General features: G+C 70.4%; 17 protein-coding genes and 2 pseudogenes. 15 read left to right on the top strand and 4 right to left on the bottom strand.

What is annotated here, in order from left to right:
• Positions 1 to 354 precede the first annotated feature (354 nt).
• Positions 355 to 2,358: a flavin monoamine oxidase family protein gene (locus tag IE97_RS0132210; RefSeq protein ID WP_030248385.1), complete on the bottom strand. Its 2,004-nt coding sequence runs from the start codon at positions 2,356 to 2,358 to the stop codon at positions 355 to 357.
• A 287-nt stretch (positions 2,359 to 2,645) separates the two neighbouring features.
• On the opposite strand from IE97_RS0132210, the gene IE97_RS0132205 reads away from it, so the two are divergent.
• From IE97_RS0132205 to IE97_RS0132160, 9 genes are all read left to right on the top strand, one after another.
• A complete protein-coding gene (locus IE97_RS0132205; protein ID WP_030248382.1) occupies positions 2,646 to 4,544 on the top strand; it encodes a CASTOR/POLLUX-related putative ion channel in 1,899 nt (632 codons plus the stop codon).
• A 310-nt stretch (positions 4,545 to 4,854) separates the two neighbouring features.
• Positions 4,855 to 7,764: an AfsR/SARP family transcriptional regulator gene (locus IE97_RS0132195; RefSeq protein WP_051705206.1), complete on the top strand. Its 2,910-nt coding sequence runs from the start codon at positions 4,855 to 4,857 to the stop codon at positions 7,762 to 7,764.
• 165 nt (positions 7,765 to 7,929) lie between these two features.
• Positions 7,930 to 8,172 carry a hypothetical protein gene (locus IE97_RS0132190; RefSeq protein ID WP_158708376.1) on the top strand — a complete coding sequence of 81 codons (243 nt, stop codon included), beginning with the start codon at positions 7,930 to 7,932 and terminating at the stop codon, positions 8,170 to 8,172.
• Between the two features lie 70 nt (positions 8,173 to 8,242).
• Entirely contained in the window at positions 8,243 to 8,488 is a 246-nt protein-coding gene (gene tgmA / locus IE97_RS0132185) for a putative ATP-grasp-modified RiPP (RefSeq protein WP_030248369.1), read from the top strand.
• Entirely contained in the window at positions 8,488 to 9,456 is a 969-nt protein-coding gene (gene tgmB, locus IE97_RS0132180; protein WP_030248368.1) for an ATP-grasp ribosomal peptide maturase, read from the top strand. The genes tgmA and tgmB overlap by 1 nt, the downstream gene beginning before the upstream one ends.
• Before the next feature lie 229 nt (positions 9,457 to 9,685).
• Entirely contained in the window at positions 9,686 to 10,111 is a 426-nt protein-coding gene (locus tag IE97_RS0132175) for a WXG100 family type VII secretion target (protein WP_158708375.1), read from the top strand.
• Between the two features lie 64 nt (positions 10,112 to 10,175).
• The gene (locus tag IE97_RS0132170; protein WP_030248362.1) at positions 10,176 to 11,792 is read left to right on the top strand and encodes a WXG100 family type VII secretion target; all 1,617 of its coding nucleotides are present in this window, start codon (positions 10,176 to 10,178) and stop codon (positions 11,790 to 11,792) included.
• A gap of 17 nt (positions 11,793 to 11,809) precedes the next feature.
• Positions 11,810 to 12,250, top strand: a complete 441-nt coding sequence (locus tag IE97_RS39505; RefSeq protein WP_051705204.1) for a protease inhibitor I42 family protein — start codon at positions 11,810 to 11,812, stop codon at positions 12,248 to 12,250.
• Positions 12,251 to 12,267: 17 nt separating this feature from the next.
• On the top strand, positions 12,268 to 12,657 hold the full coding sequence (locus tag IE97_RS0132160) for a hypothetical protein (RefSeq protein ID WP_030248358.1): 390 nt from the start codon (positions 12,268 to 12,270) through the stop codon (positions 12,655 to 12,657).
• A gap of 69 nt (positions 12,658 to 12,726) precedes the next feature.
• On the opposite strand, the gene IE97_RS0132155 is transcribed toward IE97_RS0132160, so the two are convergent.
• Both IE97_RS0132155 and IE97_RS0132150 read right to left on the bottom strand, forming a co-directional pair.
• A complete protein-coding gene (locus IE97_RS0132155) occupies positions 12,727 to 13,218 on the bottom strand; it encodes a hypothetical protein (RefSeq protein ID WP_030248355.1) in 492 nt (163 codons plus the stop codon).
• Positions 13,219 to 13,235: 17 nt separating this feature from the next.
• Complete coding sequence (locus IE97_RS0132150) at positions 13,236 to 14,456, bottom strand: metallophosphoesterase (RefSeq protein ID WP_030248352.1); 1,221 nt, start codon at positions 14,454 to 14,456, stop codon at positions 13,236 to 13,238.
• A gap of 182 nt (positions 14,457 to 14,638) precedes the next feature.
• On the opposite strand from IE97_RS0132150, the gene IE97_RS0132145 reads away from it, so the two are divergent.
• From IE97_RS0132145 to IE97_RS38830, 6 genes and pseudogenes are all read left to right on the top strand, one after another.
• On the top strand, positions 14,639 to 15,376 hold the full coding sequence (locus IE97_RS0132145) for a dienelactone hydrolase family protein (protein WP_030248349.1): 738 nt from the start codon (positions 14,639 to 14,641) through the stop codon (positions 15,374 to 15,376).
• 535 nt (positions 15,377 to 15,911) lie between these two features.
• Positions 15,912 to 19,532 (top strand): S8 family serine peptidase, encoded by a 3,621-nt coding sequence (locus IE97_RS0132140; protein ID WP_234331880.1) that lies wholly within the window; start codon positions 15,912 to 15,914, stop codon positions 19,530 to 19,532.
• Positions 19,533 to 19,629: 97 nt separating this feature from the next.
• Positions 19,630 to 20,631: a helix-turn-helix transcriptional regulator gene (locus tag IE97_RS0132135; protein ID WP_030248339.1), complete on the top strand. Its 1,002-nt coding sequence runs from the start codon at positions 19,630 to 19,632 to the stop codon at positions 20,629 to 20,631.
• 817 nt (positions 20,632 to 21,448) lie between these two features.
• Positions 21,449 to 23,854, top strand: coding sequence for a PQQ-dependent sugar dehydrogenase (locus IE97_RS38835; protein WP_234331879.1), 2,406 nt, complete (start codon positions 21,449 to 21,451; stop codon positions 23,852 to 23,854).
• A pseudogene (locus tag IE97_RS43230) lies at positions 23,806 to 24,111 on the top strand (RICIN domain-containing protein); the annotation flags it as partial. The gene IE97_RS38835 and the pseudogene IE97_RS43230, both read left to right, overlap by 49 nt.
• Positions 24,112 to 24,140: 29 nt before the next feature.
• Positions 24,141 to 25,639 (top strand): annotated as a pseudogene (locus tag IE97_RS38830) (ThuA domain-containing protein).
• A gap of 139 nt (positions 25,640 to 25,778) precedes the next feature.
• On the opposite strand, the gene IE97_RS0132120 reads toward IE97_RS38830, so the two are convergent.
• The coding region (locus IE97_RS0132120) for an RICIN domain-containing protein (protein ID WP_030248336.1) at positions 25,779 to 26,136 on the bottom strand (358 nt) is incomplete at its 5' end.

The raw sequence follows: 26,136 nt of genomic DNA, 5'->3' as shown, positions 1-26,136 counted from the left end.
CTGACCGCCTGGCTCGTGCGCAGGACAGCGCGACGTGCCTGGGACGATCTGGGCCGGCAGGCGTCCGCACACGGGGCGTGGCCGACGCGCAGCGGTATGGGCCCGGCATCAGCGACAGGAGGCGCGGGCACCTCGTCCGGCGGCTCGTCCTGGTACGCCGCGAGTGACGCCTGCGACAGCTCGCCGTCCGGTTCCTCCTGCGGCGGTTCCTCCTGCTCCGGCGGCAGCTCGTCGTCATGCGGCAGTTCGTCGTCGTGCGGCAGTTCGTCCTCCTGCGGCAGCTCCTGTTGACGGCTGACTGACCGATGACCCTTCAGACGCGAGGTGGGGGCCCGGTGGCCCCCACCTCGTGGCTCATGCGGAGTGGACCTCCAGGGCGGCACGCACGGCGGACTCCACGGCTCCCTCGATCCACGCCGGTTTGACGGACGTGTGGTCCCCGGCGAAGTGCAACGGCCCTTCACGCACGGGGATGGCGGGCAGCAACTCCGTGTGCTGCCCGGGCAGGAGCACGGACGCCTCCCCGTAGGCGTAGGGGTCGCGCAGCCAGCTCTGGGTGCGGCCCGCGCCGGTGTAGAAGACCTCGATGCGCTGGCCGTACACCTGCTGGAGGCCGCACAGGGCGTGCGGGTACCTCGCCTCGTCGTCCAGGGAGTCCCAGCGCAGCGCGTCGTCCGCCCAGCTGTAGGACGCCAGGACCACGCCCCCCGCACTGCCCGGAACCGGGTGGGAGGGGTGGAACATGAACCGGTTGGCGTTGTCCGACACCGAGCCGCCGCCCACGACGTCGACCGCCTCCGGCTGGTCGCGCGCGATCGCCCGGTTGGCGGCGTAGTGGGTGCGCTGACCCGCCGTGATGTGCCCGCCCGGCACGGAGGGATGGGCGCCGAGCAGACGGCCGTCCGCGGCGGCGCGGCCGGTGCGGTAGGCGTCGTACAGGCCCGGTTCGACGGCGTTCAGCTCGCGCTTCCAGTCCGCCTCGTCGAACTCCCACCAGCGGCGGCTGAACTCCAGCAGCACCTTGGTCGCGCTGTCGTAGTGCAGTTCGCTGACCGCGCGGCGCTTCCCGTACGACAGGGGCGGGGCGATCTGCACGTGGCGCAGGCCGGAGAAGGGAACCGTGACCACCGCGACGTCCGCGGTGAACTGCTCGCGTACGACGGGCCCGTCGCGGCCCTCGGACACGGTGTCCACCCACACGTGCGGACCCTTGCCCCGGACGTGTGGGGTGTCCGGCGAGGGGCGGTCGGGGTGGTGGTACTGGATACGCGTGACACGGCGGTCGAAGCGCACGTCCCCCCGCACGCGCTCCAAGAGCGCGTCCGGCAGTACGGCCGTGCCGCCCTCCAGCTCGTAGAAGGGCGTCTCGGGACTGATGAGGGAGGAGCCGATGAAGCTGTGGATGAAGGACAGCGGGAGGCGTGAGGTGAGGTTCTCCAGGGTGCCGATCAGGTCGATGGTCCGCTCGTCGAGGCCGGCGTGCTCGGTCAGGAAGCGGTACATCGACCAGTCACCGAACCGCTGCACCACCCGGGCCCAGCCCCGCAGCCGCTCCGGGAGCGGCTTGCCGACCCGCTTGCCGTCTCGGCCCACGTAACTGAACTCGTCGCGCACCGGATCCAGCGCGGCCCGCAGGATGGCGGCGGCGGGGGTGTCCCAGTGGGCCTTGGGGACGCCGAAGGACCGGTTCACGCGCCGGGGCGCGCGGGCGTAGTCGGCGCGTCGCACGCGGATACCGTTGACGTGGATCCAGGTGCGCCCCGCGGGACGCCCCTCGTTGTCGACGTCGACGTAGTGGAAACGCCGCTTCTCCAGGCCGAACTGGTCGATCAGCTCCATCACCAGGGGGTGGCTGCCGGGGATGCGCATCGCGCCCGCCTCGGCGTACTGGCGGGGGTCGGCGAAGGGCTGCTCGGCCTGTTCGTGACCGCCTTTGCGGAAGGTCTTGACGCGTCCACCCGCGCGGTTGCCGTTGGCCTCCAGCACCGTCACCCGGTGACCCGCCTTCTTCAGCAGCCAGGCAGCGACGAGACCGGCCGGACCGGCGCCGATCACCAGAACGTCCTTGGAGCGGGTCCGTCGTCCAGCCGGCAGCCCCTTCTTCAGGACGCGCTGGTAACGCGGTACGAGGGGGCGGTCGTCGGAGTCCAGTACGAGGAGGGCGCGAGCGACGGCGAGGCACCGGTCGAAGTCGGCGCCCCGGCCCGCGCCCGGGGCAGTCGGTGCGGCCGGTGCGGGCAGAGCCGTGGCGACACCGCCGGTGAGGGCCGTCGCCACCGTGGCCGTGCCGGCCGCCGCCGCGAAAGTCCTCCGGGAGAAACCGCCGTCCGGGCGCGCCACCGAGTGATCTTCAGTCATGGCGGTCTTTGTACTGGCGGTCGTGACCGGGCGTCCGTCCTTCGCTCCGGCGTTGACCCGAAGGAGCGAAGACGGAGACAAACCCTGACGTCACAGCAGGTCAGCCCATGGGGACGGCTCGGAATACCCGAAGGGATGAAGGCTCAACGAACCCCGTCGGCCGCCACGATCGATCCCCCACACTGCCCCTTGCGTATCCATCCGGGTTCTCCGGCCGGCCTGCGCGGCGCATCGCGTGCGCGGCGCCGACCCGGCCTGACGAGAGCGCGGGCGACAGAGGGGGAAGGGTGGCGCAGCGGCGCACTCCGTTCGGTGACAGAGCCCGTTACTGGTTCGACAGCACGCTGGCCCGCGGTGCCTCCGCTCTCGTCGGCTGGATGGCGCTGGTGTGTCTGGCCATCGTCGTCCCGGCCAGCGGGGTGCTGGTGTGGACCGACCCCGAGGCGCCGGCGCCCCTCACGGACCGGCTGGCACAGGTATGGCGCCTCACCGGGGAGACGCTGCGGCTGGGCGGCGCGACGGGCGCGCCGCTGCGGGTGACGATGTCGGTGCTGCTCGCCCTGGTCGCCCTGCTGTACGTCTCGACGCTCGTCGGCCTGATCACGACGGCGCTCACGGAGCGGCTCACCGCGTTGCGGCGCGGCCGCTCCACCGTGCTCGAACACGGGCACGCCGTCGTGCTGGGCTGGTCGGAGCAGGTCTTCACGGTGGTGGGTGAGCTGGTCGCCGCCAACGCCAACCAGCGGCGGGCGGCGGTGGCCGTGCTGGCCGACCGGGACAAGACCGCCATGGAGGAGGCCCTGAGCACGAAGGTGGGCCCCGCCGGCCGCACGCGGCTGATCTGCCGCAGCGGTCCCACCACCGACCCGGCCGTCCTCACCCTCACCAGCCCGGCCACGGCCGGCGTCGTGCTGGTGCTGCCCCACGACGAGCCGGACGCCGACGCCGAGGTGGTCAAGACGCTGCTGGCGCTGAGGGCTGCCCTGGCCGCGGAGACGACCCGGCCGCCCGTCGTCGCCGCCGTCCGGGACGACCGCTACCGCCTGGCCGCCTCTCTCGCCGCCGGACCGGGCGGCGTCATCCTGGAGAGCGACACCGTCACCGCCCGGCTGATCGTCCAGGCCGCACGCCGCCCCGGCCTCTCTCTCGTCCACCAGGAGCTCCTCGACTTCGCCGGCGACGAGTTCTACCTCGTCACCGAGCCGGCCCTGGCCGGCCGGCCGTTCGGCGACGCACTGCTGTCCTACCCGACGTCGAGCGTCGTCGGGATGATGCGGGGAGAGACCCCTCTGCTCAACCCGCCACCGCAGACGACCGTAGCCCCGGACGACCGGCTCATCGTCATCTCCCGGGACGACGACACGGCCTGGACGGCGGACTGCGCGGAGCTGGTCGAGAAGTCGTCGATCGCGTCCGGCACCTCGGCGCCCGCGCGGCCGGAGCGGGTTCTCCTGCTGGGCTGGAATCGCCGTGCGCCGCTCATAGTCGACCAGTTGCGCCGCCGCGCCCGGCCCGGGTCGGTCGTCGACGTGGTGACGCACGATGGCGAGGCGACCGTCCGCCAGGTGAGCGAGGCCGACGCGCGCAGCGGCACCGACCTGACCTTGACCATGCACCACGGGGACGTCACCCGCCCCGAGACCCTGCGGCGCCTGGACGTTCACTCCTACGACAGTGTGATCGTGCTCGGCCAGGACCCCGCTCGGGGGCAGCCGCCGGACGACCCAGACAACCGCACGCTCGTCACCCTCCTGCTCCTGCGTCAGCTGGAGGAAGCCACCGGCCGCCAACTGCCGGTCGTCACCGAACTGATCGACGACCGCAACCGGGCGCTGGCCCCCATCAGCCCCGGAGCCGACGTGATCATCAGTGGCAAGCTCATCGGCCTGCTCATGGCCCAGATCTCCCAGAACCGGCACCTGGCCGCGGTGTTCGAGGAACTGTTCTCCGCCGACGGCACCGGGGTGCGCATGCGGCCGGCCACCGACTACGTCCTGACAGGGCGTGAGACGGCCTTCGCCACGGTCGTGGCCGCGGCACGGGATCGCGGCGAATGCGCCATCGGCTACCGAAGCCACGACAGCGCCCTGACGACTCCCGGCCACGGCCTGCGGATCAATCCGCCCAAGAACGAGCGGCGCCGCTGGACGGCCGGGGACGAGGTCGTCGTCGTCAGCGCGGACTGAGGCTCGGGCCTTCTGCGGGTTGCGGTTCGAACGTGAAATACACACTCAGGCAGTGGGGCTCGTCCTCGCCGTCGAGGAAGTCCCATGAGACATCCGCGATTCGGACATCGTGCTCGCTCACCCAGGCGTGTGCCTTGGAGAAGACATGAGCAGCACTCGCCCCGAGGAAGAGACCGTCCTCGATCATGGGGGGGAGCCGCACGCCCTGGGGAGCTTCAGGGCGCGTCACTGTGGAGGACGCCGCACGGCGAGGAAGGTTGCTTCAGGTTGGCCCACCACGGGGGACGCTCGGGTTCCTATACTCCCCAGCGTGCCATCCAACGGCGAGTCGTCGACGCACGGCGGTCCACTCCGGTTCGCCGTGCTCGGCCCACTCCAGGCCTGGCGCGGCGATGTGCGGCTGGACCTCGGTCCGGTGCGCCAACAGGCCTTGCTGACCGCGCTGCTGCTGCGGCCGGGTACCACCGTCAGCCGACAGCAACTGCTCGACGGTGTATGGGGCCCTGAGCCGCCGGGCACCGGTGCCAAGGTCATCCCGGTCTATGTGCACCAGCTGCGCCGGCGTCTGGAGCTGGAAGCACGGAGTACCGCCGGGTCCGTGATCGTGACCGACCGGGGTGGCTACCGCTTCGATGCGCGAAGCGTCCGCACGGACCTGGCCCGACTGAGGGAGATCGTCGAAGAGGCCCACAGCGCGCGGGACTCCGGTGATCTGGCCGCCGCGGTGAGCGCGTGGACAGCTGCTCTGGACCTGTTCCACGGCGAACCCCTGTCGGCGCTCCCCGGGCCGTTCGCGGAGGCGGAGCGTCTACGGCTGTCGGAGTACCGGCTCGTGCTGGCGCGGGACAAGGTGGAGTGCCAGCTCTGGCTGGGCCGGCACGCCGAGGTCGTCGCGGAACTCTTCGCTCTGTCCGCGACGCACCCCCACAACGAGTCCGTGGCCGCCCTGTTGATGCGCGCCCTCTACGCCGCCGGCCGGCAAGCCGACGCGCTGTCCGTCTTCGCCAAGGTGCGCCGCCGTCTGGTGGAGGAACAGGGAACGGAGCCGGGCGGTGAACTGCGGCGGGTGCACGAGGCAGTGCTGCGCGCTGACGACGTTCTCCTCGTCGGCGCACCCCCGCCGGCAAGCCGATCGACAGACCGGCGGCCGCCCGCCGCGGGCCCGCCTCGGCGCCTGCGGGACGAACTACCGGTCGACGTGAGCGGTTTCACCGGGCGCGACCACGAGCTGGACGCGCTCCTCGCGCCGGTGGACGAGCAGGCGGTGACAGTCCGTGCGGTGGACGGCATGGCCGGTGTCGGCAAGACCGCGCTCGTGGTGCGCGCCGCGCGGGCGGTACGCGACCGCTTCCCGGACGGCTGCTTGTTCGTGGACCTGAACGGTCACCGGCAGGGACGGGAGGCAGCTGTGCCGGAGCGCGTGCTGCGCCGACTGCTGCGGGCGGTCGGCGACCTCACGGAAGACGATGATCCTTCGGACGTCGAGGGCCTGGCGGCGTCCTGGAGAGCGGCCACCGCCTTCCTCCGCCTCATGGTGGTGGTCGATGACGCACGCGCCGCCCGACAGGTGCGCCCACTGCTGCCCGCCGGTCCGGGCAGTCTCGTGCTGGTGACCAGCCGCCGGCGGCTGACCGGGCTCGACGCCGATCGCAGGATTTCGCTGGCGCCGCTGGAGACGGACGAGGCGGAGGCCTTTCTGACCGGTGTCGTCGGTGGCACGGGGTCCGATCCGGAGTGTGCCGCGGTGCGTGAACTGGCCCGCCTGTGCGACCGGTTACCGCTGGCTCTGCGGGTCGTCGGGGCTCGGATGCAGAGCCGCCCGCCGTGGGCGCTGGAGCGCATGGTGGCCCGGATGGCCGACGACGAGCACCGTCTCGCGGAACTCGCGGTCGAGGACCGCAGTGTGGAGGCGGCCTTCCAGGTCTCCTACGATCAGCTTCCCGACGTGCAGCGTCGGGCGTTTCGCGTACTGGGCCTCTCGCCCACCGTGAGTTTCGACCGGCTGACCCTGGCCGGACTGCTCGGCCTCAGCCCGTCCGCCGCCGAGCGCGTCCTGGAGAGCCTGGTCGAGACGAGTCTCGTCCAGGAGGCCGTCACGGGACGCTACCGCCTGCACGACCTGGTCGCGGTCTACGCCCGGCGCGTCGCCGCCGCGCACCCCGCAGAAGTCGCCGCGGCGCGGGCCGGCGTCTTCCGGCTCTATGTGGCCGCCGCCCGCCGTGCGAGCGACTGGGGCCCCGTCGCGTTCCCCACCGGCCCGAGGGCCGACACCGCGCCCTTCGCCCACGGGGAGGAGGCGACGGCATGGCTGGACGCGGCGGGCGGCGAACTGGTCGACGTGGTCGCCCAGGCGGCGGCCGTCGGCCACGTGGACGACGGCCGCCGGCTAGCCGAGGGATTGTGCGACTACTTCACTCGGCAGGGCCGGTACCATGAGTGCCGGACCGCCGTCGAGATCGTGCTGCCGCTCACGGAGCGGCTCACCGACCAGCGCATGGTCTCCCAACTGCGCACCTGCATGGGCATCGCGTACGGGCTACAGGGTCACTACGGGCAGGCGCGCCGCTGGCTGGGAGAAGCGCTTCGGATGAGCCGCCGCACCGGAGACGTCCTCGAGCAGGCACGGGCGCTGGGTTCCCTCGGCATCTTCGCGAACGCGGCAGGGGAGCCGGCCGAGGCCGCCGCACTCCTGGCCGAGTCCGCTGACCTGTCCCGGGGAGTGGAGGACGACTGGCTCGCCGTGATGTACCTGGCCAATGTGGGTGCCGTCCACCATCAGGTGGGAGAGAAGGACAAGGCGCAGGAGTGCTACGCGGCAGCGGTCGGTCTCGCCGAAAGGATCGGCAGGCCCCGGATCCTGAGCAAGACGCTCTTCCGTATGGGCACGCTCCAGCTGGACCGCGGGCGCCACGCGCAGGCCGCCGACGCGCTGACCAGGGCAGCCGAACTCGCCGAGCGCGTGGGAGACGTCCCCCTCCTCGCCGCGGTCCTCGGCAGACTCGCCGCCGCGGAGGAGTGCCTGGGCAACCCGGCCGCAGCGGCCCGCTTCCACGCCGAGGCACGCGCGGCGGTCGGCGGACGGCCCGGCGCCGGTCTGAAGGCCGAGATCCGTAACCGGTTGGGCTGGCGCCAGGCCGCGACGGAGGACCTCGTCCAGGCCCGCGACCGGTTCGAACGGGCCGTCGCCCGCTCCCGCACCGCATCGGGTGAACTCGCGTAAGCCCGCATCCGTCTCGAAAGGGTGCTCCTCGTCCCCCTGCCGCACCGCTGCCGCCGCATCCGCCCGATGAACCGGAATTTCACCAGCATTTCAACGCTCCTCGCCAGCATGGACTCATCGCTCACGGTGTGAGCCGCGCCCGCATCCACGACGAAGAGGAACCACATGGGGCTGTTACATGCCTGGCGTATGCAGAAACTCGTTTCGGACGCCAGAACCGCCTATCGCAGAGGTGACACGCTCTTCGTCGCCGGGTTCGACATCGACAGCCGCGCCAGGGTGCCCATGAAGGCGATCCGCAAGGAGATCAACAAGATCATCGCGGCCGTGGAGCCGATCGGCTGGGAGTGCGTCAGTGTGCAGCCGTTCCTCGCGTCGGTCGAGATCGACTTCATGCGCCGGGAGTGAGTGCGAAACCGGAGACCTCCCCTTCGGAGGAATTGATCCCCTGAAGAGTCAGAAGTGAAGGAGACGAACGATGACAACACGAAACGCCGACGCGCCCTGGGGCATCACCCGCATGGCTCCGTATGCCGAGACGCGGACGGTTCCCCGGCTCACCGCGGTGATCGACCCGGAGACCCAGATCGCCGTCGTGATCGACGAGCACGGCAGGGCGCTCGAGCTCTACCACCAAACGGGCAGCGGCACGTCGAGCTCCACGAGCACCAGCTGCGCCGACAGCTATGACTCGGACAGCTCGTCGGACTCCGACCACGACTGATGACGACAGGCCCGATCGGGTCGGTGCTGGTGCTGACCGGCCTCCACGACGTGACCGCTGACGTGGTCCTGCGCATCCTCGCGGAACGCCAGGTCCCGGTGGTCCGTCTCGATCCCGGCACAGACCTGCACACGGGTGCCGCGCTCACCGCCACGTACCGCACCGGTGATCAGCGCGGCACCTTGCGCACGCCGACCCGCGAGCTCGACCTCACCGAGGTGCGCTCCGTCTGGACACGTCGCCCCTCCCCCTACGAGGGGCCGCCCGAACTGGGCGGCCAGGAGCGCCGGTTCGCCGCCTCTCAGTCCCTGTGGGGTGTCGGCGGCATCCTGGCGTCGCTTCCCGGAGCCCACTACGTCAACCACCCGTGGAACAACCGGGCGGCCGAGTACAAGCCGGCCCAGCTGGCCATCGCACAGCGCAGCGGGCTGTCCGTCCCGTCCACGCTGATCACCAACGACCATGAACAGGCCCGCGAGTTCGCCGCCCAGCACCGCGGTGCCGTGGTCTACAAGCCGTTGTGGAACACGCCCTGTGCGATCGACGGCACGGCACAACAGGTATGGGTTCGCGAAGTGCGTCCGGACGAGATCACACCCGCCGTGGCCGTCTGCCCGCATCTGTTCCAGGCCAAGGTGGAGAAGGCGTTCGACGTACGACTCACAGCTGTCGGCAGCCGGCTCTTCGCGGTCCGCATCGACAGCCCGGACCTGGACTGGCGGCAACGGCAGTCCCTCATGGAGTGCACGCCGATCGCCGTCCCCGCCCGGATCGCGCGCTCGGTGTCCGCGTACCTCACCACCTTCCGACTGGTCTTCGGTGCCTTCGACTTCGCCGTCACGCCCGTCGGCGACTGGTACTTCCTCGAGTGCAACCCGAACGGACAGTGGGCGTGGCAACCCGGCCCGGTGACCGACTCGATCGGCCATGCCATCGCCGACGAACTGCAGAACACCGTGCAGGAGTAAGGCGACGTCCCGGAGCCGCTGCAGGCCTCGACGGCCATGTAGCAGGTGCTCGTCCCGGAGGGTCTCCCGGGGACCGTCCCCCGGGGGGTCCGGGGCGCCCCGCAACACAGAGTTCGCCAGTTGGTCGTGGCCTTCAACCCTGTTGTGCGGGGGCGGTGAAGGTCGTTGCGTTCATGTCACGGCCCCCTGCTACATTACGCCCGCAAGATCATAAAGACGGGGGCCGGACATGACCGTGCACGGGCGCGCCGGGGGCTATCGCCTCCAGACGAGCGCGATGGACACAGAGGCGCAGACACTCGACACGGCGGGGGACGACGTCGGTGCCATCGCCAGGGCGGTCAAGGACACCGCCTGCTACACCTCGGACGCACTCGGCGGCTCCGACGCGGGCCCCGCTTACAACAACTTCGCCGGTGACTGGCAGGCAGAGGCCGAGGTCCTGGAGAGTGCCCTGCACGAACTGGCCGACAAGGTGCGGGTGTCCAAGGCGAACTACCAGGGAGCCGAGCACGCCTCCATCCGGGGCATGAGCGCGGCCGGCGGCGAGGGCTTGACGACGATGCCCGCGCCCACGGGGGATGCTCCCGCGCCGGGCCACCGCACCATGCCCGCGCCCGGCACGCCGCCGCGCGGCCTGTCCGACTTCGGCTGAGCGTCCTTCGTACCGCGTACGAGTCCACACTCCTGCCCTCACTTCGACAGAAGGCCGCATCGTCATGCCCGACGCAGGCGAATCCACCACCGACCGCCGCCAGAAGCTCGCCGAGCACTACGACTCCATCTCCTCGGCCGACAGCAAGAACGATCTCATCGGGGCCATCAACAACGCCCTGGGCGTCTCGGCGCCGGTCGGTGAACCCGGGATCCTCGAGGGTCTCGCCAAGACCTATCGCCAACAGATCGACGACGTCGCCGACGTGCACCGGCGGGTGCTGAAGGTCGCCAACGAGGGCCTCCCCGACGCCTGGGTGGGCAGCACCGGGGCGCGGGCGTCCGAGGTGGTGATGGCGGCGGCCCGCTCCGCCGAGCAGATGGAGCAGGCGTTCAGCGGCGCGGCCGGAGCCCTGTACCGCCTGGCCGACGCGCTGACCGACGCCAAGGCCCAGGACAAGGGCGGCCGCGAGCAGTTGCGCGAGGCGCTCGGCATGCTCGGCGGTGAGGACGGCTTCTTCGACGACATGGTGGAGAAGGACGCCGAGGAGGCGGAGCGGCTGCGGGCCCGGAGCATCGCGGCCGCGGGCGCCAAGGCGATGCACGCCGCAGCGGAGGTGGCCGACGACGCGGCGCGGGCCGCGGCGCGCGATCTCAACAAGCTGGCGTCCGAGGCCCGGGCGGGCCAGATGAAGACCGACAACATCTCCGCCGCGGACCGCCTCGTGCTCGCCGACATCGCGGGCCCCGGCGGCCCGGCGGAGATGAACGAGCTGCTGACCGCGAACGACCTGGAGCGCTCGGGCCGCGCGATGGAGCGCCTCGACGCCCGCGAGGAGGCCGAGTTCGAGCGGATGCTCGCCGAGGCGCAGACCCCGCAGGAACGTGCCTACCTGGTGAAGGCGCTGGCCGCCGGGTACGACGTCAAGGAGGTCGGCGAGTTCCGCGACAAGATCCACGGCAAGGACCCGGACTGGCTGCAGCGGCACTTGACGCCGGTCACCACGGCCGGGGACAGCATGAAGGACGAGGGGGTCAACACCAGTGGCCCCAACGAGGGTTCAAACCACAACACGGACCAACAGACGTTCAAGGGCGAGAGGTGGTCGCAGGAAGGCAACACCTGCGTGCCGTCGACCGTCGTCACCGGGCGCGCCATGGTCGATCCGGTGTACGCTCTCGAACTCACCGGCGGTCCGTCCGGTCAGGAGGACGACCCTGACGCCTTCCGGGAGCGGTTGCGCGACGAGCAGCTGCGGATGCATGACGAAGGCGACGGAAACGACGCGTACGACTTCCCCTTCGGCTCGACACCCGACGGCATGGACAACGACGGCAAGACCGAGATCTCCAACAAGGAGATCAGTCCGCACACGGGCGGCGAGTACGAGTTCCAGGAGATCAGGAGCGCGGACGACCGCCGGGACGCGCTGCCCGACATCCAGCGGGCCGTCGCCGAGGGCAGACCGGTACCGATCGGTGTCGAGGGCGAGGACGAGGACGGTGACCGGGTCGGTCATTCCATGATGATCATCGGCCAGGAGGGCGACATGCTGCAGGTCTACAACCCTTGGGGAACGACCACGTGGGTCAGCGAGGACGACTTCGTCAACGGCAACATGGGCAAAGCCTCCGACAAGGACCTGCCCGACGCCTACGGCGTCCACCTGCCCGCCCAGTGAACGGAACGCCGATCCCTGTGAAGCCCAGCCACCGCCTGTCCGCCGCCCTGGCCCTGCCGTTGACGGTCGTGATGCTGTCCGGGTGCGGCCTCTTCGGCCCCGAGACGTTCGGGGCCGAAGACCGGTCCATCGAGGTGGACGCGGGCGACACGTTCGAGCTGACACTCCCGGCCAACCCCTCGACAGGCCAGGACTGGAGCATCGCGCGCCCCGGTCCCGACCGTGCCACGGTGCGCCAGGAGGGCGGCCGGGAGGACGACTTCGAGGGCGACAGCGGTTCCGACGGGGGTGGTGCTGGTACGCAGACCTTCACCTTCCAGGCCGTTGCCGCGGGCACCACGAAGATCAAAATGAGCTACTGCGTGCTGGGCCAGTGCCCCGGCGGCGACGGCCGCCCCGCGACGGGCAGCCCCGGCAACGACCCGGCGTACTTCATCTACACGGTCACCGTGCGGTGACCGGAACGGAGGTACCGATGAACCCCGGCAAGAGCGACGATGAGTCAGTACTGGCCGATGTCGCCATGCTCCTGCGCTACGGCATCGGTTCCCAGGGCCCACGTCGCACCGCCCTGTTCGGCGACGGAGCCGTGGGCGCCGCGGTCGCGCTCGACCGCCTCGGAGTCCAGCCCCGCTCGGTGGCGTTCCTCGGCAGGACCGTCCGCAGCGGTGGCACCGGCTACACCGCCCGGCTGCCGGAGCTGCTGCCCGAGCCGACGGCCTCGGACCTGGTGCGGGGCTGGCTGGATGCGGCCGAGTCGGTGGCCCGGCCCGTGGAGGGCGACGAGGTCGTGGCCCGCTGGCTGGAGGCGGTCGCCGAACTCATCGGACTGCGCCGCACCACCCGGGAGCGCGCCGCCCGCTGAGCCCGACTCCTCGAGACGGCTTGGTCGGGCCCAGCGGCCGGTGTCGACCTCCCAGGCTTCCGCCGCCGGCTACTTCGTCCCGCGGTTCGCGGAGAAGGCGGGCTCTTTCCCCAGCACTTCGATCGTCTCTTCCATTTCGCGGACCCTGCGGCGCAGTTGCTCCAGTTCCTCGCGCTCGGCCGTGGTCAGCGCGGCCGCCGGCCCTTGGCCTCGCTCAGCCGCCAGCTCCTCCGCAATCGCCGCCGCGAACGCGTCAAACGTCGCCCTCGGTGTCGAGGAGGTCATCCAGCGGACCTCGTCGGCCTGCACGTCCCAGGTGTAGAAGCGGAAACGCTTCTGGAGACGCTCGGTGACGGCCGGCGGCAGGACGGCGAAGATCTGGTTGGCCTGCACCGGGCGGGGACGTCCAGGCCCCGGCAGTCGGCGCACCGCCTCGTACAGCCGCTGGGTCATCGCGTTGGAGTGGGCCGCCGAGCGCAGCCAGAGGTCGCCGCCCAGCAGCGCCTCGATCTCTGACCCCGGGGCCCCCTCTTGGCAGGACGATGCCGTGTGCGGGCGCACGGTCGAGCCGTCGAGTGCTACATCGAGGTGGGGAGGTGCGGGGCGCGGAGCACGAGCAGGGTGATCTCGCTGGGGGCGAAGAGGCGGAACGGCGGGCCCCAGAAGCCGGTTCCGCGGCTGGTGTAGAGGAGAGTCCGGGATCCGTGGTGGCTGAGGCCGGCGAGGGCGGGCTGGTCGATGCGGACGAGGTGGTGGAAGGGCCAGATCTGGCCGCCGTGGGTGTGGCCGGAGAGTTGGAGGTCGACGCCGGCGGCCGCGGCTCGGTCGATGAACTTGGGCTGGTGCGCCAGCAGCAGGACGGGCAGGTCCGGGTCGGCGCCGGCCAGGGCTCCGGCGAGGTGGGCACGGTGGCCTGCCACGCCCGAGGACTCGGCGGTCACGTCGTCCACACCGGCGACCACGAGGGTGTCGCCCCCGCGTTCGAGCAGCAGATGGCGGTTGCGTAGCGGCTCCCAGCCCAGCTCGTCCATCAGGTCGACCCAGCCCTGGGCCTCGCTGTAGTACTCGTGGTTGCCGGTGACGTAGACACGGCCCCGGGTCGCCCGAACGGTTCCGAGCGGCGCGGCCTGGGCGCGGCGGCGATCGGCCGTGCCGTCCGCGATGTCGCCGGTGTGGCAGACCAGGTCGGCTTCCAGAGTGTTCACCGTCTCGCATACCCGTGCCGACCAGCGAGCGCGGTCGAGTGGGCCGTAGTGGGTGTCGGTGATGAGGACGACACGGGTGCCGTCCAGCCCGGCACCCAGTCGCGGGAGGTGCACGTCGAGTCGGCGCACGCGGGGCACGCGGCGGGCCTCGGTGTACCCCCAGCCGAGCAGTACGGCGGTGACACCGAGGACAGCCCACGTGACGATGCGGGCCCGGTCCTGACTCACTCCGACGCCGGCCACGGTCAGGGCGAGCCGCAACAGGACGCCGAGCAGCACGGACCAGGTGAACAGAACCCAGCTGGTGCCCAGCAGGGTGTCACCGAGGATCGCCGCCCGGTCCTGCTGACGCCTGCCGTGGCCGCGCGCCATCGCGAGCGGCATGCATATGAGGCCGAGGGCGAACAGGACGGTGCCGGCCAGCGTGACGGGCAGCGGCCAGCGCTGGCCGGCGTACAGGAGCACCCAGCAGGGCACGGCCCAGAGAAGGACGGGCGCGATCAGGGGGATGTAGCGCATCAGGCGGTGCAGTCGGCTCTGCCGCGGCGCTTGCGCTTCACCCTCGGCGGGCCGGGTACTGCTGGTGTCGGTCACGCTTCGCCTCCCTGACCAGGCTGTCGTTCCGCGCACTGTATCCGGTCACCCTGGAGCCGACCGGACCGGCGGTCATGGGCGCGGCCCCTGGGGCCCGTCCCGTATTTCAGAGGGACACCGCTGTTCTGCCAGCGGCAGAACACCGGCCGGACCGGGCTCGAAGATCACTACGGTCCGGTCTCATGACGACGATTACGACGCGTACGGTCGAGTACCCGGCCGACGGTTTGACGATGACCGGGCACCTCGCGCTCCCGGCCGGTGTCGACCGCCGGCCCGCAGTGCTGCTCGGACCAGAGGGCATGGGGCTCAGCGACGTCGAGCGCCGCCGGGCCGATGCTCTCGCCGAGCTGGGATATGTAGCGCTGGCCTTCGACCTTCACGGCGGGCGCTATGTGGGTGACCCCGAGGAGATGCTGGCCCGTTGCATGCCACTGCTCGCTGATCCCGACCGGATGCGGCGCATCGGCCACGCGGCACTCGACGAGTTGCGCACCGAGCCCCGGACCGACCCCGACCGGATCGCCGCCATCGGCTACGGCACCGGGGGCGCCATCGCGCTGGAACTCGGGCGAGGCGGCGTCAACCTGCGCGCGATCGGGACAGTCAACGCAACTACCACGGGCCGACCGGGCGAGGCAGCGCGCATCCGCTGCCCGGTGTGGGCCGGGGTCGGATCGGAAGACCCGATCATGCCGCCCGCGCAACGAAACGTGTTCACCGCTGAGATGCAGGCCGCGGGCGTCGACTGGCGCCTCGCGATCTATGGCGGCGCCTTGCACGCCTTCCACCACCCGCCGGTCGACCACCCCGTGGTCCCCGGTGTCGGGTACCACCCACAGCACGCGCAGCGAGCCTGGCGCGACGTCGTCGACCTGCTCGCCGAGTGCCTGCCCGTGACGGAGGACTTGGGGGCATGACCCAGGCAGGCATGGATCTGTAACGAGGCATCGACGCCGAAGAGGTCCTCGCCGGAGCCGGATGGGCGCCGCCCATCTGCTGCAACGGCTCGATCGAGCCGACACCGCCGGGCGACAACCAGGGCCGACGTTGCTTGATACGGCACTGAGGGCTGGCCCGTAAATGATCTACGACATGCTCGTTGACCTGCTTGTTCCTCCGTCACTCGGCGAGGGTGGGGTTGTGCAGGCTCCTTCCAGGCCGGCAGTTCCGCCTGGCCGGGCTCGCGGGGGCGCGGCCCGAGCTCACCCTCCGGGCGAACACGGACGTTCGACGACGGGACCTACGGAAAGCGTCAATTCCCATGGCCGAAGAAGGCATTGGCACTCCTCGGCCACAGGATTCCCTTGAGCTGATTTCCGCGCAGCGCTCACTCTGATCACTGGCTTCCGCTCACCAGCCGGAAGCGTTGTCAGCGTTCAGGGGAGGACGCCACCCATGCGAAGACTCCACGCCCTCTGGGCAGTGGCAGGAGCGGCAGGACTACTCACGGGCGTGATCACGCCCGCCACGGCCGGTTCCGGACCGCGGGTCACCGCACCGGACGCCCCGCCCGCGCGGGGCAGCGCCGAGACAGCAGCCACGAAGACGCAGACCGTCACCCTCATCACCGGCGACACCGTGACGCTCAGCGTCGGCCCGGACGGCAAGCACGCCGTCGACGTGCAGCGCGGCAAGGGGCGTGCGGCCGCCACCTTCGTGTCGAGCGAGAAGGACGGCGAGGTCAGTGTCCTGCCGGCGGACGCGATCCCGCTGGTGAACGCGGGCCGTCTCGACCCGGCCCTGTTCAACGTCACCCAGCTCGTGCGGCAGGGATACGCGGACGCGAAGACCGGCACCACTCCGGTGATCGTGACGTACACGAAGGGCAGCGCGACCCCCGACGGCGCGCGCCGGACGCTCGCGCTGCCCACGATCGACGGCGCCGCGCTGAGCGCGAAGAAGTCGCCCGCCTTCTGGGCCGACATCGCCCCCGCACTCGGCACCGAACCCACGGCGCAGGCCGCGAAGCGGCTCGGCGAGGGCATCGACAAGATCTGGCTCGACGGCAAGGTGGAGGCATCCCTCGATGTCAGCGTGGAGCAGATCGGCGCGCCCGAGGTGTGGAAGTCGGGCTACGACGGCAAGGGCGTCAAGGTCGCCGTCCTGGACACGGGCGTGGACGCCGGTCACCCGGATCTCGCCGGGAAGATCGGCGAGACGAAGAGCTTCGTGCCGGACCAGGCGGTACGGGACGGCCACGGCCACGGCACCCATGTGGCGTCCACGATCGTCGGCTCGGGCGCTGCCTCGGAGGGCAAGCGCAAGGGTGTGGCGCCGGGCTCGGAGCTGCTGGTCGGCAAGGTGCTGGACAACACCGGTCGCGGCCAGGACTCCTGGATCATCGCGGGCATGGAGTGGGCGGCGCGCTCCGGTGCGAAGATCGTGTCGATGTCGTTGGGCGGCACGGCTTCGGGCCCCTCGGACGTACTGAGTGAGACGGTCGACGAACTGTCCGCGTCCACCGGCACCCTCTTCGTGATCGCGGCGGGCAACTCAGGCCCCTCCGAGCAGACCGTGGGCACCCCGGGCATCGCCGACTCGGCGCTGACGGTGGGCGCCGTCGACAAGTCCGACAAGCTGGCCTCGTTCTCCAGCCGCGGCCCGCGCCTCGGCGACTCCGCGGTCAAGCCGGAGATCACCGCACCGGGCGCGGCCATCACCGCGGCCCGCGCGGCCGGCACCACCATGGGCACACCGGTCGACGAGTACTACACGACGTCGAACGGTACGTCGATGGCGACCCCGCATGTCGCCGGCGCCGCCGCGCTGGTCGCCCAGGCCCACCCCGGCTGGACGGGTCAGCAGATCAAGCAGGCGCTGGCGAGCACCGCGAAGAAGAACACCGTCAACTCCGTGTACGAGCAGGGCGACGGCCGGGTGGACGCCGTACGGGCCGTCAACCAGGGTGTCTTCGCGACGCCGGCCCTGAGCTTCGGCAGATACGAGGAGAGCGACACCGGGGCGGACAGCAAGGACATCACGTACACCAACACCACCGACAAGGCGGTGGAGTTGAAGGTCGCCTCCTCGCTCCCCGAGGCCGCGCTGACCGCGGACACCGTGACCGTGCCGCCGAAGGGCACCACCACCGTCGCCGTCACGGTCGATCCGGCCGATGAGGCGACGGGCCGGTACACGGGCCATATCACCGCGAGCGCCGACGGCGTCCAGGTCACCACCGCCATCGGCTTCGAGAAGCTGGCGAAGACCTACGACCTGAAGGTGTCGCTGGTGGGCCGCGACGGCAAGCCGTCCACCTCGGCGTCGCTCTTCATGCTTCAGGAGCTGAACGGCGCGTATCCGGAGACGCACGGGTTCCTCGGCAGCGGCTACACGTTCAAGGTGCCGGCCGGTACGTACAGCATGGCGTCCTGGATCTCGCAGAGGGACGCGGCCGGACTGGAGGTCGCCACCTCGGTCGTCGGCGACCCGGAGATCAAGGTCGGCAAGAACACCGAGGTCGTCCTCGACGCCCGCACGGCGGTCGAGATCAAGCCGAAGACCAAGGAGGACTCCGAGTTCCAGGGCTTCAGCACCAACTGGCACCGGGAGGGCCCGGGCACTGCCTGGGGCCTGACCTACAGCCAGGGCTGGTGGACCGACCGCATCTACGTGGCGCCCACCAAGAAGGTCACCCAGGGCATGTTCGAGTTCTCCTCGAAGTTCCGTCTGTACGCCAAGGAGCTGACGGCGAGCGTCACCAGCCCCGAGAAGTACGCGCTGCCCCTCGACTACGCACAGACGTCCAGCGGCTTCCCGGTGAAGATCAGCGGTGACCGCACGGTCCGGGCGGTGGACGCGGGCAGCGGCACCGCGGCCGACTTCGACGGGCTCGACGTCAAGGGCAAGGTGGCGGTCGTCCGGGTGGGCGCCGGCGCAACGGCGGACGAGGCACTGGCCAACGCCACCGCAGCCGGGGCCGGTTACGTCCTCGCCTACCAGGAGACGCCCGGGTACTGGATCTCCTGGGTGAAGAGCGCGACCATCCCGCTGATGACCGCCACCGGCGAGGACGGAGCGAAGCTCGGGGCCCTGCTCAAGAGCGGGAAGAAGGTCAACCTGAGACTGAAGGGCACCGCGGTCAGCCCCTACGTGTACAACGTGATGTTCCCGCAGACGGACGCCGTCTCGGCCAATCAGACGTACAACCTGAACAGCTCCAACACGGTGAGGCAGACGGTTCGCTACCACGCCGGCCGGGCCGGTCATGTGGGCAAGGACGCCGTGTACCGGTTCCGTCCCTGGCAGGCCGCCGACATCGCGACCACCAGCAACGTACGACTCGGCACGGAGCGCACCGAGTACTACAACGTCTCCGACAGCCGGATCTGGCACGCCGTCTATCCCGACACGAACGCCTCCAGGCCTCAGTGGAACTCCCTGCGGACCTTCGACAAGGCGGGCAAGCTGCCCGCCGAGGACTGGCTGCGCCAGGTCGTCCGCCCGGCGACCAGCCAGCAGTACGGCCTCTCCCAGCGCACCGGCGACAAACTCACCTTCACGATCCCGGAGTTGAGCGACTCGGCGCCGGAGCACTACGGGTCGGTGGACAACGTCCAGGACACCGCGAAGGGCACGCTGTACAAGGACGGACAGCTGGTCGGCGACACCGCGCTCGGCGGAGTCGGCACCTTCGACGTCCCGGCGGCGAAAGCCTCGTACCGCCTCGTGCTCGACGCCCGGCGCACCGCCGGCTGGGCCGCGTACTCCACCGGCACCCACACCGAATGGTCCTTCACCTCGGCGCACACGGACCAGCGGACGCCGCTGCCACTGCTCTCGGTCGACTACGGCGTGGACGGGCTGGACCTCCTCAACCGCGTCGACCGCAAGCGCAAGTCGGCGCTCGGACTCGCCGTGCGCACTCAGTCGGGCAGCGTCACTGCCGCTGACCTGAAGGCATGGGTCTCCTACGACGACGGCACGTCCTGGAAGGAGGTGAGGGTGAAACGCGGCCAGCTGGAACTCAAGCACCCGAAGGGCGCCGAGTCCGTGTCGCTGCGCGTGCGGGCCGCCGACCGGAACGGCAACGCGGTCGACCAGACCGTACTGCGGGCGTTCGGTCTGAAGTAGACGGCACGAAGGAGATGACCTGAAGTGATCGGCCTGAAGCGGGCGGTGCCCGAGGCCTGTCAACAGCCTTAACAAAGGTCGCCTACCGTGTCGAGCCATGGTGGACATGGCATACGACACGGCAGGGCAGGCCCCCGCCGCGAGCCCTTGGGCCGCGGTGGGGGTCTCCGCGTTCGACGAGCTGCTGTACCGGGCGGTCCTCAACCAGCCCGACGCCGGCGCGGCCGGGTGGGCGTTGCTGACCGGTGCCTCCCCGGCCCGGGTCCGCGAGTCCTGCAACCGGCTGCTCACGCTCGGGCTGCTGCAACCACCGGACTCCATGGGCGGGTTACGGGCGGTCGACCCCCGGGTGGCGATCCGCGCGCTGATCCGGCGGCGCGAGACGGAGTCCGAGCTGCTGGCCGCCACCGCCGAGGAGATGGCGACCGCCTACGAGGCGGGGCTGCTGCGCGAGGAGCCGTCCCGGCTGGTCGAGGTGGCCTCCGGCGAGGGCGCCATCGCGGCACGCCTGGAGGAGATGTACGCGCGCGCGGAGCGCGAGGTGTGCCTCTTCGACACACCTCCGTATCTCGCCCCGGCCGCACCGCAGGTGGATCTCCAGGCCGATCTGCTCAGCCGCGGGATCGTCTCTCGCGGGATCTACGCGGCGACCGGCCTGGAGGATCCGAAGGTGCTGTCCCGCGCCTTCAGGATGGTCGAACTCGGCGAGCAGGCCCGGGTGTTGCCGTCCGTGCCGCTCAAGCTGCTGGTGGTCGACGGATGCCGGGCGCTGTTGCCGCTCACCGCCTCCGTGGCCGGCGGCTACTGTGCCGTCGTGGTGTGGCACTCGGCGGTGACCGAGGCCCTGCAGAAGCTCTTCGAGCTGGCCTGGCAACAGGCGACGCCTCTGGGCCAGGCGGCCGCCGAGGGTGAACTCTCCGAGACCGAGAGGACGTTGATCCGGCTGCTGGCGGCCGGAATGAAGGACGAGGCGGTGGCTCGCCATCTGGGGGTGAGTCTGCGGACCCTGCGGCGGCGGGTGAGCGAGCTGCAGGAGCGGCTGGGTGCGGCGAGCAGGTTCCAGCTGGGGATGCGGGCTTCCCAACGCGGCTGGGTGTAGGGGAGCGACAGCCCCTGGCGTCGGGGCCTCATCCCCCGTGACGTGAACGTCGGCACCACCGTCTGCCGGGCCCACCGGCACCCGCCGGAGCGGCGATAGGGGCGGGCAGGGAGCTTGCTTCGCGCAGGTGAGAAGCATGCGCGCTGCGGCCCACGAGCGGGCCTCACAGTCCGGGGGAGTCCGCACAGTTGGTGAGACCTGTGTGAGAGCGCTGTGACGCCTCCTCGGCCTCCATCGCCGACGGCCGCTCGTCGGCCTCCAACTCGTTCGTCCTCGCCCCGCTCGTTCGTCGCGGGGCTCCGGGCGCTCCAACTGATGTGCAGGACTTGCGGGCCCGGGGTGGTCGCGGACTGGTCGGCCGCGTCGCTGACTTCGGCCGGGCCGGTGCAGTAAAGAAACTGGTCGCCTTCGCCGGGGGCGGCTGATGGCCGCGATCTGCAGGACGTGGTGAGTCCCGCGGCCTCGGCCGTCTGCGTCCCGCCGATCCGGTGAGAGATGGCACCGAGTCCTGACAGGGCTCGGGCCCTTCGTGACTTGCTCCACAACAGACCAAAAGCCTGGCTGGTCCGGAGGGAAGTATGGACATAGTGGGCTGAAGACCTCTAGCCTTGTCGGTGTACCGTCACGGTCGTCGATGTGACCCGACAGCGCGGTAGCCATCGACTTCTCCTGTTTCCGAGCTGTTGCCCCCGCTCGGCGTAGTGGCCTGCTGAAGCACACCTAGCGGGCCGAAGCGACGCATCTCGCTACGGCATCGGCGCGGCAGCGCGCGCCCCAAGCCTGGCAGCCACCTGTTCAGGAAGGGGACTGCATTGTCATGGTCACGAAAATCAAGAGGGCTCTCGCGCGTTGGCCGGCCATCGGTTCGGCTCTGCTCCTGATCGCGGCCGCTCTCACCGCGGCCTTGTCCAGTACGACCCCGGCCTCGGCGCACCCGATCAACACCGCCGACTTCCAGCAGGTCCAACTGGCCCGCGGGGTCGCGGAGATGGGTGAGCCGATGTCGCTGGCCGTACTCGCCGACCGGTCGGTGCTGCACACCGCTCGCAACGGGACCGTGCGCCGCACGGACGCGAGCGGCACCACCACGGTGATCGGCAGCATCCCCGTATACGCGCACGACGAGGACGGCCTGCAGGGCATCGGCATCGACCCGGGTTTCGCCACCAACCGGCACATCTACCTCTACTACGCCCCGCCGCTGTCCACACCGGGAGGCGACGCACCGACCACCGGCGGCAACTGGTCGGCGTGGCAGGGTGTCAACCGGCTTTCCCGGTTCACGCTCAACGCCGACTTCACGCTCAACCAGTCCAGCAGAGTGGACATCCTCGACGTGCCGGCCGACCGAGGCATCTGCTGCCACGCCGGCGGAGACATCGACTTCGACGCGGCAGGCAACCTGTACCTGTCCACAGGCGACGACACCAACCCGTTCGAGTCCGCCGGATATTCCCCCCTCGACGAGCGGGCCAACCGCAACCCGGCGTTCGACGCGCAGCGCACCGCCGCCAACACCAACGACCTGCGCGGCAAGATCTTACGGATCAAGGTGAACGAGAACGGGTCGTACTCGATCCCGGCAGGCAACCTGTTCCCGCCCGGTACGGCCAGGACCCGGCCGGAGATCTACGCGATGGGCCTGCGCAACCCGTTCCGGATGAGCGTGGACAAGGCCACCGGCATCGTCTACGTCGGCGACTACGGCCCCGACGCCGGTGCCACCTCGGCGCGCGGGCCGCAGGGCCAGGTCGAGTTCAACCGCGTCACGGGACCGGGCTTCTACGGGTGGCCGTACTGCACCGGCACGAACACGAGCTCCGAGACGTACGCGGAGTGGGACTTCGCCACCAACACGGCAGGCGCGAAGTACAACTGCTCCGGCGGGCCGACGAACAACTCGTTCCGCAATACTGGCTTGAGCGCGCTGCCTCCCGCCAAGGCCGCCTGGATCCGTTACGGCGGCGACGCCGGCAGCCCGCCGGCGTTCGGCGGCGGCTCGGAGTCGCCGATGGCGGGCCCGGTGTACCGGTACGACCCCGACGTCAGCTCGCCCACGAAGTTCCCGCAGTCGTTCGACGGGCAGTTCTTCGCCACGGAGTTCGGCCGCGGCTGGATCAAGCCGATCCACCTCAACGCCGACGGCTCCCCGGGGACCATCGACAGCTTCCCCTGGACCGGCAAGCAGGTGATCGACTCGGCGTTCGGCCCGGACGGCTCCTACTACGTGCTGGACTACGGCGCCGGGCTGTACCAGGGCGACCAGTACTCCGCCCTGTACCGCTTCGACTACGTCGGCGGCGGCAACCGGGCGCCCACGGCGGTGGCCGGCGCCAACCGGACCTCCGGCGCGGCGCCGTTGACCGTGACCTTCTCCTCGGCCGGCTCGTCCGACCCTGACGGTGGGGCACTGACCTATGCGTGGAACTTCGGTGATGGCACCAGCTCCACCGCCGCCAACCCGACGAAGACGTACAACACAAACGGGAACTACACGGCCACGCTGACCGTGCGCGACCCGCAGGGTGCCACCGGCACCGCCGAGGTGCGGATCACCGTCGGCAACACCGCGCCGACCGTGACCATCAACAGCCCCGCCGCGGGGGAGATCTTCGCTTTCGGCGACACCGTGCCGTTCCGTATCACCGTGACGGATCCGGAGGACGGCACGGTCGACTGCACCAAGGTCAAGCTCACGTACATCGTCGGTCACGACAGCCACGGCCACCCGATCACCTCGAAGACCGGTTGCTCCGGCACGATCACCATCCCGGTCGACGGTGAGCACGACGACGCGGCGAACATATTCGGGGTCTTCGATGCCGAGTACACAGACAACGCCGGACTCACCACGCACACACAGCACATCCTGCAGCCGAAGCACCGGCAGGCCGAGCACTACAAGACATCGTCCGGCATCGCCACCTTCGACAAGTCGACCGCCGAGGGCGGCAAGTCCGTCGGTGACATCGAGAACGGCGACTGGATCGCATTCGAGCCGTACAAGCTGAGCAACGCCACGTCGTTCAGCGCCCGGGTGTCGTCAGCCGGCGCGGGCGGCACCTTGCAGGTCCGGGCCGGCTCGCCGACCGGCACCGTCCTCGGCTCCGCCACCGTCCCGGTCACCGGCTCGTGGACGAACTTCACCACCGTGGGCGGCTCGCTCTCCGGTGCATGCAGATCTCGTCGTGTACGGGCTCGGCGGGGCAGCGGTGGACGGTGACGCCGGGGTCGACGCTCAAGGCGTTGGGCAAGTGCCTGGACGTCAGCGGCAACAGCACGGCGGACGGGGCGAAAGTCCAGTTGTGGTCCTGCAACGGTGGCGCCAACCAGAACTGGCAGGCGTCCCCGGACGGGTCGCTGCGGAACCCGCAGTCGGGCAAGTGCCTGGACGTGTCGGGCGCCAGCTCGTCGGACGGCACCCTCGTGCACCTGTGGACCTGCCACGGCGGAGCCAACCAGAAATGGACCCTGCCCTGATTTCTGTCACCAGGAAGAAAGCGACGGACATGCGCAGACAACCCCGAACGCTGCTTGGTGGGGCGGCCGCGACACTCGCCACCCTGGCCCTCCTCGGGCAGCCCAGCCCCGTCAATGCCGCGGACACGTCCTACGACGTCCTCGTGTTCTCCAAGACGGCCGGTTTCCGGCACGACTCGATCCCGGCAGGGATCCAGGCCGTCCGCGACCTCGGCGCGGCGAACAGTTTCACGGTGACGGCCACGGAGGACGGCAACCACTTCACCACGAGCAACCTGAGCCGTTACGAGGCGGTGGTCTTCCTCAACACCACCGGCGACGTTCTGAACGAGGCCCAGCAGGCGGCGTTCCAGTCGTACATCGGATCGGGCGGCGGCTTCGTCGGCGTCCACTCGGCCGCGGACACGGAGTACAACTGGCCGTTCTACGGCGACCTGGTCGGCGCCTACTTCGCCTCGCACCCCGCTGTCCAGCAGGCCGACGTCAAGGTGGAGGGGCGGGCGCACGCGGCGACCGCCCACCTGCCGCAGACTTGGACCCGCACCGATGAGTGGTACAACTTCCGGACCAACCCCCGTACCACCGCGCGCGTGCTCACCACGCTGGACGAGTCGTCGTACTCGGGCGGCTCGATGGGCGCCGACCACCCGCACACGTGGTGCAAGAGCTACTCGGGGGGCCGGTCCTTCTACACCGGCGGCGGGCACAGCCAGGCGTCGTACGCGGAGCCGGCGTTCCGGGCGCACCTGCTCGGCGGCATCCGGTACGCGGCAGGCCGGACCAAGGCCGACTGCCGGCCCGAGACCGGCTATACGACCCTCTACAACGGCTCGACCACCGGCTGGTCGCAGGCCGGCCCGGGCGGCTTCACCAACTCGGACGCCACCCTCGCCTCGCACGGCGGCATGGGCATGCTCTGGTACAGCGCCCGGCAGTTCACGAACTACTCGCTGAAGCTGGACTGGAAGATGCCCGGTGACGACAACTCCGGCGTGATCGTGGGCTTCCCACCGTCGAGCGACCCGTCGTCGGCACTGAACAACGGCTATGAGGTCCAGATCGACGCCACCGACGCGCCTGACCGCACGACTGGGTCGATCTACGCCGTCAAAGCCCCGGACACGGCTGCCCGGGACGCGGCGCTCAACCCACCGGGCGAGTGGAACGCCTTCGAGTTGCTGGTGGAGGGCGAGCGGCTCCAGGTCTGGCTCAATGGCTGCAGATCTCGTCGTGTACGGGCTCGGCGGGGCAGCGGTGGACGGTGACGCCGGGGTCGACGCTCAAGGCGTTGGGCAAGTGCCTGGACGTCAGCGGCAGTGGCACGGCGGACGGGGCGAGAGTCCAGTTGTGGTCCTGCAACGGTGGCGCCAACCAGAACTGGCAGGCGGCCCCGGACGGGTCGCTGCGGAACCCGCGGTCGGGCAAGTGCCTGGACGTATCGGGCGCCAACTCGTCGGACGGCACCCTCGTGCACCTGTGGACCTGCCACGGCGGAGCCAACCAGAAATGGACCCTGCCCCCCGCCTGAGCTGACGCGGCACGCTGGAAGGGCCACCTGCCACGGTGCGGTGGCCCTTCCGAGTTCTACGAACGAACACCGGGTCGACCGACGGCCAGGCCGGTGTACGGCTTTCTCTGTTCGGCGGGCAGAAGGACGGCTTTGCCACTCAACGACGGCTCCACTGCTGGTTGGTGCCGCCGTTGCAGGACCAGAGGATGGTCCTGGTGCCGTTGGCGGTGCCGCCGGCGTTGGCGTCGAGGCACAGTCCGGAGTGGACGCCGGTGATGGTGCCGTCGGTGTTGACGTTCCATTGCTGGTTGTTCTGGCCGTTGCAGTCCCAGATGATGACCGGGGTGCCGTTGGTGGTGCCGCGTCCGCTGGCGTCGAGGCACTTGTCGCCGTGGACGGTCAGTTGTCTGCCGGTCGTGTAGGTCCAGGTCTGGCCGGCTGCGCCGGTGCAGTCCCAGAGTTGGGTCTGGGTGCCGTTGGTGGTGCCGGCGCCGGGGACGGTCAGGCAGCGGCCG

The organism is Streptomyces sp. NRRL S-455 (assembly GCF_000717875.1).
GTDB lineage: Bacteria > Actinomycetota > Actinomycetes > Streptomycetales > Streptomycetaceae > Streptomyces.
Note: the sequence above shows the minus strand (reverse complement) of the source record. Positions and strands in the feature narration are given on the sequence as shown.